The organism is Lysinibacillus boronitolerans JCM 21713 = 10a = NBRC 103108, assembly GCF_000772935.1.
GTDB classification, from domain to species: Bacteria; Bacillota; Bacilli; order Bacillales_A; family Planococcaceae; genus Lysinibacillus; species Lysinibacillus boronitolerans.
The window spans coordinates 1-8,758 of sequence record NZ_JPVR01000045.1 but is presented as its reverse complement, the minus strand read 5'-3'; the positions used below and the strand labels follow the sequence as shown (position 1 = coordinate 8,758).

Genomic DNA, 8,758 nt, shown 5'->3' with positions numbered 1-8,758 from the left:
CCACCACAAAATGGCTCGAATAAAAAGCCTGATGAGAATAAGGGTACAGATAATGCTAAACTAGAAGATAAGAGTTCTCCTATACTTAGTGGCGGATTGTCTGAACATGAGTTAAAAGGTGGACATTTAATAGAAAGACATGTTGGGAAAACGGACGAAGAATTATTAGAAAGATTGAAAAGTAATTCAAAAATTTCTGGTTCTTCTACTTTTAAAGATATAACGACAGCTGAGCAAGTTGCTAATACAGTTTTAACCGATCCGAAGAATATTAAGAAAATCGAAAAATGGCTTTCTAATCCAGATAGTAATCCTACATTACCGTTAAAATACAAGAGTGATGGAGAGATAATTGGTAGAAGTGTATCAAAAGGCTCAGAAATAGTAGAAGATGTTACAAAAGCAAGGATTGTACTGAAAAAGGATAAAGAAGGTAGTTTTATTCTTACAGGATATCCAGAAAAATAAGAAAGTGGGGAATTTAGATGGATGAAAGTTATGATTTCTTAGAGGAGTTAGAAGATTTTTTAGGTGGAACATTCCATCAAGATATCAGTTCTCCTGAACAAGCATTAGATGAGTTTATAAAAGAAGCTAGTAAAAATTGTTTGCTGTTTACCATAAAGCATTGTGAAGAATTTTTAAATAGTGAATTAACAAAAAAAGAAAAGGAAAACATTATACAAAATAATGTAGAAATTTATTTTCCAGCAATTGAATTATCCCCGCTACAGTGGTTAATTCAATTAGTAGAACAAATAAAAGAAGGTTTGAAAACAAAATAGAAGTGTTTAATACAAAACTTTGGTTGACTTGAACTGCATCAGCGGTACAGGAAATATTCGTTTTATTACATTGACTTTAAGTGAAAATGTACACCAAATAGAATATTTGAAATTGGATATGGAAAATATTACCTTAATAAAAGACATACCTAATTTTCAAGTTGAAGAATATGACGATAAGACGTATATAGATGAAAATAGCAAATTGAATGTATATATAGGGATTGATAAGGTATTAATTTCATTTTCAGAAAACGATACTGTTTCAATTGTACAAAATGAGAATGTGGGATTTGCTTTAGACAAAGATAAAATGGTTTGTGGCGTTATAGTAAGTGGTATGTTAGAACATGAAAAGAATATATTAGAAGAAGCATTTAAATAAAGTGTTATGAAGTATAAAAAATAATTGAACCTTGATTGGCTCATATGCCTTTCAAGGTTTTTTTGTGGTTAAAAAGTAATCTGATATTTGAATCGAAAATTCATGAAGGCTGGACCATCAAGGAGTACTATGTAAACAGCGGTCTAAGAAGAAAAGTGTGAGAATTAGGCGAGATGACATTTTACATGCAGGAGGTAGTTTTGTATGGAATAGTGACTAAATAAACGATAATGACAAAGCTCGTGGCAAAAATAAAATAGCAAAGCAATTTAAAAAAGTAGTAAAAAGTGCTGTCCTAGCGGGAAAGAAAACCTATAAACAAGCAGTAAAGGAAGTAAAACAAACAACGAAGGAATTAGCCATCAAAACGAGTTCAGCTGCAAAAGTGGTGATAAAGGACATCAAAAAACCAGTTGTCAAGTCACTTAATAGCTTCAAAGAAATCGGCAAAGATTTCAAAAGTGGTCTAAACAAAAGAGCAGATAAAGCACTCGATTCTCCATATGATTTTGCAAATTATCTAACTCTAGGTGCAGTAGATGGCATTTGGTCTGGAGCCAAAGGTAGAGCAGATAAGATGCTCGATTCACCTTCTGATTTTTTCAATTATGCAACATTTGGTTTCACGGGGATGGTCCAAGGTGCGGTGAATCCAAAAGACCCATTATCGAAAGAACATTGGTTAGATAGTTTTGGCGTAGCCACGTCAGTGTTAGGGGTTAAAGGAGCGTCAAGTACAAAACCAACTGGAATATCAAGTGGTAAGTCTACTAGTAGTTCGAGTAGTAATAGTAGTAAGGGTACGGGTAAATATACTGGAGGAAGAACACAGAAAGAATTAGATGATTTGGCAGGAGATCCATCGCATGGTGGTAAAATTAGGGATCAGGGTTTGAAAGAAAGAGAGATAGGGCTCGATTTGGAGCAACAAGGTAAGTTAGGGAAGATTATACGTGATCCACAAGGCAATGGTGGGGCAGAATTTATTGATACAACAAATAATACTAAATGGGACGTTAAAAGCTTCGTCTCTTATCCGAATGGTCATACATCACCTAAGAAAGGGGCATTTACAGTAAGTAACGGGATGAAAGGTATTAATAAAGAACTTGAAAAAAATTATAATGTAATTGTGGATGTAAGGGACATGGTTCCTGAACATGTTGAACAATTAAAAGAGGCAATAGAGAAAGCTGGAGTATCAAATAGGATTATTTGGTATCCATAAGGGAGGTTAGTATGAATACTGATATCAGAGAAATTATCGTTCAATTAGAGTCGCACCGTCTTTGGATTGAAACTATTGGTGAACAAGGAGAAAAACTAGGTATAGATGAGATTGATTTGCGAAATGTGGATTTGTCCCCGTATCCACTAGACCAAGCGTATATAACAGATTGTACCTTTGATGGCATGGATTTAAATAACAAGGATATCTCGTCATCTTTACTATGTTCATCAACTTTTATATCTGCAAATTTAGAAGGAGCAGATTTTGGAAAATCTAATGTCTCGTATGTAGACTTCACAAATGCCAATATTAAAGCTGCTAGACTTGCTGATAGTGAATGTATTGAAACCGTGTTTGCTAAAGCAGATTTATCAGACGCTAATTTAGTAGCTGGTCTTTTTGATGAGGCGGATTTTCGTAATGCAGTTTTATTAAATGCCGATATACGGTTAGCAACGTTTGAAAATGTATTGCTAAACGGGACTATATTAACTGGCATTCGTGGAATAGAAGAGGCTTTTATAAAAAGTATCAATATAGGAACTGCAGAAAAACCAATAATTTTAATGGGTGAAGAAGCTAGGAAATGGTTACAAAATAAAAGTTTGAACATTGAGTAGAATTTAAGAATACACTAAGCGATAAGCAAATTCTATTCACAACTACGCTTCATAAACTTTCAAAAGGTTTATTCCAACTTGGCTATGAGTTAGGAATAAACTTTTTTTTCATATAAAGAAATCAAAGGAGAAAATAAAACATGGCAAAAAATCACAAGCGATAGGAATGGACCCAATGAACAATAATTGTTTGAGAATTGAGAGCTCATGAAGGCTGGACCATCAAGGAGTGCTCTGTAAACAGTGGTCTAGGAAGAAAAGTGTGAGAATTAGGTGAGATGACATTTTACATGCAGGAGATAGTGTTGTATGGAATAGTGACTAAATAAACGATAATAACAAAGCTCGTGGCGATAAACAAGGATATAAATAGTTTTTTAATTGTGTACAGTTAAAGATATCCTTGAATTTGAATTAATAACTCATGAAGGCTAGACCATCAAGGAGTGCTATTTTAACAATTAAGCAATAAGAGCGAGAATAGGCGAGATGACATTTTTACTTACAAGGACCACTTATGGATGGCATAAGCAACAAACACACGAGATTAAACAAGCTAAAGGGTTTAAACGTTACACTTGCCATGTGGTAAAAAAGATGTCATACTGTCAATATTAAACTAACTTATAAAACTTGCGAATATTAATAAACTTAGAAAATTTATAAACTTAAAGCACTTGATTGTCTATAACAGGCGACAAGTGCTTTTTTTGCATGTTTAAATACGGATTACGATTATTTAATTAGTGTACTAAGTATTAAATTTTATACAAGAGGAAGAAAATGCGATGGAAATAGAGGTTTCAATAGATAAATTTGTTATAGATTATAAGGATGTACCACATTCAGCATTTTTACGTGTTTTTATGGTGGGAGTGCAGAAATATAAAGTGAAAATGAAGATTTATAGTGGAACATATAGCTATGAACTGCACATGCGGAAAAGTGACGATGTATACATTCATCTATATTTTAAAAACTTTAGAGAAACAGAAGGCCACTTACATACCCTAAGGATTGAGACAAGGCCAGAGCATTACTCACATTTCAGAGAAATATTAGAGATGATAGGGAAGCGGGCAAGCCAAGTAGAATTTGTGAGCTGTGATGTAGCGTACGATATACCAACGAAACTAGAAAATGTGGTCGTTATACCAATAGATGTGCGGAGGAAAATGAGTCATTGTGAAACGACACGTTATTTTGGTGAAGGTTATCAAAGAAAACAGAATGGATATTGTCGAATTTATGAAAAGAGAATAGAGCTATTTAGAAATAAAGGTATTTATTTGGAAAATGATTTGAGTAGGATTGAAGTCGTCTATAAACCAGATGAAAAAATAGAGCTTAAAGATATAGAGAGACATTCGCCAAAACAGAATAAACAATACTTTGCGGCGGTGATAATGGATTGGCAAGCGTTGGAGAAGAAAGAAGTAGAACGAGTCATTAATTTACGAGATGGAAAAGACATGTACACGCAGTATATACGTAGAGCAATAAAAAAGCCCCTTGCGAACCAGTATCGAGTGGATTTCGACGAGTTAGTAGGAGCAGTATGGAAACAACTGGTTACTTATAGTGTACGACCCTACTAGAGAAAAAACGACTGTAAAATAAAGGGTTGTGCAAAATTTGGGTAAGGTCGTACAGTATGTTGTAACGGATAGACGTTACACACAAGTTATCCGCAAAAAACGGGTAAGCGTTACAGGGACTTTAATTGCTGTAACGGGAGGGGGCATTATGAAAGAGAAAGTAGTTGGTTATGTACGAGTTTCAACAGAAGGGCAAGTACGTGAAGGATATAGTTTAGCGTATCAAGTAGAAGAAATTGAAAGGTATTGTGACAAAAATAAGCTACAACTGCTCCACATATATGAAGATAGAGGACTCAGCGGAGCGACAGTTGATGAAGATGGATTAACAATTGAGCGAGAAGGCTTGCAAGATCTATTAGCAGATATAGAATATCATCAAGTGAGCCAAGTAATTGTATTAAATACATCTCGTTTGTGGCGCTCTGATATGGCAAAAGTATTGATACAACGAGAGTTGAAAAAATATAACGCAGATGTGAAAGCGATTGAGCAGCCAAATTACAGCATCTACACACATGAACCAAATGATTTTTTAGTGAATGGCATGTTAGAGCTGTTAGATCAATATCAAAGGCTCGAAATTGCATTAAAGTTGAGTAGGGGAAGAAAGAAAAAGCTGAACAAGGTGGCTATGCAGGTGGTGGTGTCATGTTTGGTTATACAGTACAGAAAGGGCGAAAAGTATTAGAAGTGGATACAGAGAAAGCAATAGTTGTACGTAGGCTATTTGAGTTACGACACTTTTTTAAGCATTGGTCACTATCTCAATTGGCAGAACAGCTTAACATGGAAGGTTATCGAACAGAGAAAAGGAAACGATTTACAAAAGTACAAGTGAAGCGCATTTTAGACAGAGAAAGCTTTTATCGGGGAATTTATACATATGGACAAATTCAAGCAAATGGGAAACACCAAGCAATAATTTGAAAGGTTACTTAAAAAAGGTGCTCATTTTCTTATAAGTTCTTATGTAACAGTGAAAATAGATAGGCTTTCGTACCAATGCGCACCAGTTGGTGAACGCTCGAACTAAGGTTGCCGGTATTTTCATTCATTAAAAATAAATAGGAGAATGTATGATGCACGAAAAACAGAAACACTTATATATTGGAGTGGATTTACATAAACATCACCATGTAGCGGTGATTATTGATTGTTGGCATAAGAAATTAGGCGAAATAAAGTTTGAAAATAAACCGTCTGCTTTTTCAACATTTTTACTGGATATTTATAAATATATGGAAGATGGTTTGACACCTATTTTTGGTTTAGAAGATGTTGGGGGCTACGGAAGAGCATTAGCTCAATATTTAGTAGACCATGAACAAATTGTAAAAGAAGTGAATCCAGCTCTATCATACCGTGAACGCAAAAGCAAGATGACCACACAAAAAAACGATAGTTGGGATGCTGAATGTGTAGCTAGAATTTTGTTGAGTGAACTAGACCAGTTACCTGACGTTAGACCCCATGATTTATATTGGTCGATACAACAGCTAGTCACTAGAAGAAATGCATTAGTAAAGGCACAAGGTGCTTTAAAGAACCAACTGCATATTCAATTAAGTCACCACTATCCAAGCTATAAAAAGTTTTTTTCAGAAGTAGATGGAAAAACAGCATTGGCATTTTGGGAACGATACCCGTCTCCATCTTGTTTAGAAGATGTGAGTATAAAACAGTTGACTACTTTTTTATTAGAAGTGAGCAACAATACATGTTCGGTGAAAAAAGCGAGTGAAATTTTAAAGTTGGTGAAAGAGGATGGAAACACAATAAGAGAACACCAAGAAATACGAGACTTTCTAGTAAAGAGCATCGTGCGAGATATTTCGTTTAAGAAGCAGGAAATGCGCTATGTGGAACGAGAATTAAAAGGGTTAATGAGTTTACTAGACGTTCAATTAGACACAATGCCAGGCATAGATCTCGTGACAGCTTCAGCTTTAATTGCAGAAATAGGCGATGTACGCCGTTTTCCGAATGCCAACAAATTAGCACGATTTGCGGGCATTGCGCCAGTTTACTTTGGCTCTGGCGGGAAAGGAAGGGAACAAAAAAGCAAACAGGGAAATCGGGCGCTACACGCTTTATTTTACAACTTAGCTGTACAGCAAGTACAAGTGGCAAAAGGAAGTAAGCTGCCAAGGAATCCAGTATTCCATGCTTACTATCAACGGAAACTAAAAGAAGGTAAGACAAAAGGACAAGCATTGGTTTGCATTATGAGAAGGCTTGTAAACATTATATACGGCATGATGAAGCACAAAACAGCCTATGAATTGCCGATAATAAAGGAGGAAGAAGTAGTTTAATAAGGTTTAAGATAGATTGCTTTTTTATTAGCGGATATTAAGATTACAACATAGGGTATAGATAATGCTAATCATCCTATAAGGACTTATAGAAATGCAGATTTGAAAAAATTAGAAAAAAAATATACTGCTGACCCAAGAATTACAGTAGAAATGCCATATGTGGGTAAGGGTAAACCAGGAACCAATGCAGAAGGTTGGTTACGTGATAAAGACTTTTATTGGAAAGAAATAATGAATAAACATCCAGAAAGTTTAAGTAAAGCAAATAAACAAAAAATTGATTTAGGTTTCGCTCCTATAAATGATAAAACATTTAGGGAACATTTCCCTCAATATGATATGAAGGAATTATATAATGATAAATTAATCCATCATCACGTAGGTGGGGGTGGCCAAGCAGTTGCAGTGCCTTCAAAGTTACACCCAGGAACAGGTGGTATTCATAATGCCGAAAAAGCTGCAGGTGTTTGGGGAAATGATAGTGAGTATGCTAAATTACTTGAAAAATTTTTAAATAAGTAAAGGGTGATAATTTTGTCAACAAAAGAAGCAATGCAGATATACTTTCAGATGAGGAAAGAGGTGGCTGCAGAAGGTTTAGATTTTTTATTTAAAACACCAGTTAGTAGTGATGATAATCTAATAATTTATGAAGGTGAAGCTGATGAGGATGAATATATCTCATGGAAACCTGTAGAAATGGCTGTTTCACAAAATTTTACAAGATTAGAAGATGAATTTGATATAAATTTGCATAAATCAATAGTTGATTATTTTAACTCATATTGGTTTGCAGACTTAGATGGATTTTTTAAGGAGCACTATATTACATTAGAACCTGTCCTACCGAGCACTGGCCTAAGTTCCTTCCGAGAGTCTTTGAAAGGATATAAAAAAAATCACGGTGATAGTTTAGAAAAGGTACCTATTGGAATTGAGGGAAATGGTTTGTTAGTGGTTATTGAGAACAATAGTGGAATAATTCAATTAGAAGATTTTGAAAGAGGTACATTTGAGTATATTGCTGAGAATGTTCAAGAATTAATAGGAAATTTAAGATTAAAAAGCTAACATTTTATTTATTGTCAATTTATTTCACCAAGGATGAGTGAATAATTATAGATAAAAAGCTAACTTTTAATGAATTAGTTGAACTAGTAAATAAAATATGTAATCCTAAGCTGTCTGATGAAGAAGTAAGCGAATATATAGAAATTTTAGAAGATAATGTTCCTCATCCAGCCCCTAGTGACTTAATTTTTTGGAATGAAGAGGATTTATCACCAGAAGAAGTAGTGGAGATTGCCTTAGCGTATGAAGAAGAAAAATAATTGTATTTAGAACACGTATTAGGAGAACCTTGATGAACTTGAGCAACTTGGTAAATTGGAATATGAGTTTTTACCAGAAAAAATAAAGGAAGTGAACAAAATTATTTCATCTAAAGGGTATGGCTTATTTTCTTATCCAACTACAGGAGATTATTATGCATTGTTCATTTCGATTCTATCAAATAAAATAGAGCTACTAAAAATTGAATTAGTTAAGAATGTCAATATACCTTTAAATGAAAGGTATATACAGTTGTATGACTAGCTATGAATTTTGTCTTACTTCCATGTCCTAATAGGATACTTTGTCAAAACAAATAGTTAAAGGTAGAAACGTTGTTCTAACAGCTTTTCTACCTTTTTAATTTCATATAATACGTGAATAAAAAAGGGATACATTCAAAAAAGAAATTATATAAGAAGTTAAACAAACAACGCTAGGGGTAAAACCATAAAAATGGATTGGCTAACCATATACGGCAAGGGA

General features: G+C 34.2%; 10 protein-coding genes and 1 pseudogene. All 11 read left to right on the top strand.

The annotated features are described in order from the left end of the window. Positions 1-468: RNase A-like domain-containing protein (locus tag CD31_RS23435; protein WP_342351942.1), on the top strand; the 468-nt coding region annotated here is incomplete at its 5' end. A 17-nt stretch (positions 469-485) separates the two neighbouring features. After that, the gene (locus tag CD31_RS00650) at positions 486-785 is read left to right on the top strand and encodes a contact-dependent growth inhibition system immunity protein (RefSeq protein WP_036074953.1); all 300 of its coding nucleotides are present in this window, start codon (positions 486-488) and stop codon (positions 783-785) included. A gap of 112 nt (positions 786-897) precedes the next feature. Next, positions 898-1,170: a hypothetical protein gene (locus CD31_RS00645; RefSeq protein ID WP_140423015.1), complete on the top strand. Its 273-nt coding sequence runs from the start codon at positions 898-900 to the stop codon at positions 1,168-1,170. A gap of 388 nt (positions 1,171-1,558) precedes the next feature. Then, positions 1,559-2,398: a hypothetical protein gene (locus CD31_RS23680; protein WP_209420815.1), complete on the top strand. Its 840-nt coding sequence runs from the start codon at positions 1,559-1,561 to the stop codon at positions 2,396-2,398. An 11-nt stretch (positions 2,399-2,409) separates the two neighbouring features. Next, entirely contained in the window at positions 2,410-3,021 is a 612-nt protein-coding gene (locus CD31_RS00635; RefSeq protein WP_052125283.1) for a pentapeptide repeat-containing protein, read from the top strand. Positions 3,022-3,809: 788 nt separating this feature from the next. Then, positions 3,810-4,619, top strand: coding sequence for a replication initiation protein (locus CD31_RS00630; RefSeq protein WP_036074952.1), 810 nt, complete (start codon positions 3,810-3,812; stop codon positions 4,617-4,619). A gap of 148 nt (positions 4,620-4,767) precedes the next feature. Next, positions 4,768-5,549: pseudogene (locus tag CD31_RS00625) on the top strand (recombinase family protein). 152 nt (positions 5,550-5,701) lie between these two features. Then, the gene (locus tag CD31_RS00620) at positions 5,702-6,937 is read left to right on the top strand and encodes an IS110 family RNA-guided transposase (protein ID WP_036074950.1); all 1,236 of its coding nucleotides are present in this window, start codon (positions 5,702-5,704) and stop codon (positions 6,935-6,937) included. A 102-nt stretch (positions 6,938-7,039) separates the two neighbouring features. Next, on the top strand, positions 7,040-7,462 hold the full coding sequence (locus tag CD31_RS00615) for a hypothetical protein (protein WP_244905117.1): 423 nt from the start codon (positions 7,040-7,042) through the stop codon (positions 7,460-7,462). A 30-nt stretch (positions 7,463-7,492) separates the two neighbouring features. Further along, positions 7,493-8,011 (top strand): SecY-interacting protein Syd, encoded by a 519-nt coding sequence (locus CD31_RS00610; protein WP_036074957.1) that lies wholly within the window; start codon positions 7,493-7,495, stop codon positions 8,009-8,011. Positions 8,012-8,058: 47 nt separating this feature from the next. Beyond that, positions 8,059-8,271 (top strand): bacteriocin immunity protein, encoded by a 213-nt coding sequence (locus tag CD31_RS22780; RefSeq protein ID WP_081977429.1) that lies wholly within the window; start codon positions 8,059-8,061, stop codon positions 8,269-8,271. Positions 8,272-8,758 lie beyond the last annotated feature (487 nt).

Excerpts from the sequence above, each read along its gene's own strand:
- CD31_RS00650 (WP_036074953.1), top strand. The coding sequence starts at position 486 with ATGGATGAAAGTTATGATTTCTTAGAGGAGTTAGAAGATTTTTTAGGT.
- CD31_RS00635 (WP_052125283.1), top strand. The coding sequence starts at position 2,410 with ATGAATACTGATATCAGAGAAATTATCGTTCAATTAGAGTCGCACCGT.
- CD31_RS00630 (WP_036074952.1), top strand. The coding sequence starts at position 3,810 with ATGGAAATAGAGGTTTCAATAGATAAATTTGTTATAGATTATAAGGAT.
- CD31_RS00620 (WP_036074950.1), top strand. The coding sequence starts at position 5,702 with ATGCACGAAAAACAGAAACACTTATATATTGGAGTGGATTTACATAAA.
- CD31_RS00610 (WP_036074957.1), top strand. The coding sequence starts at position 7,493 with ATGCAGATATACTTTCAGATGAGGAAAGAGGTGGCTGCAGAAGGTTTA.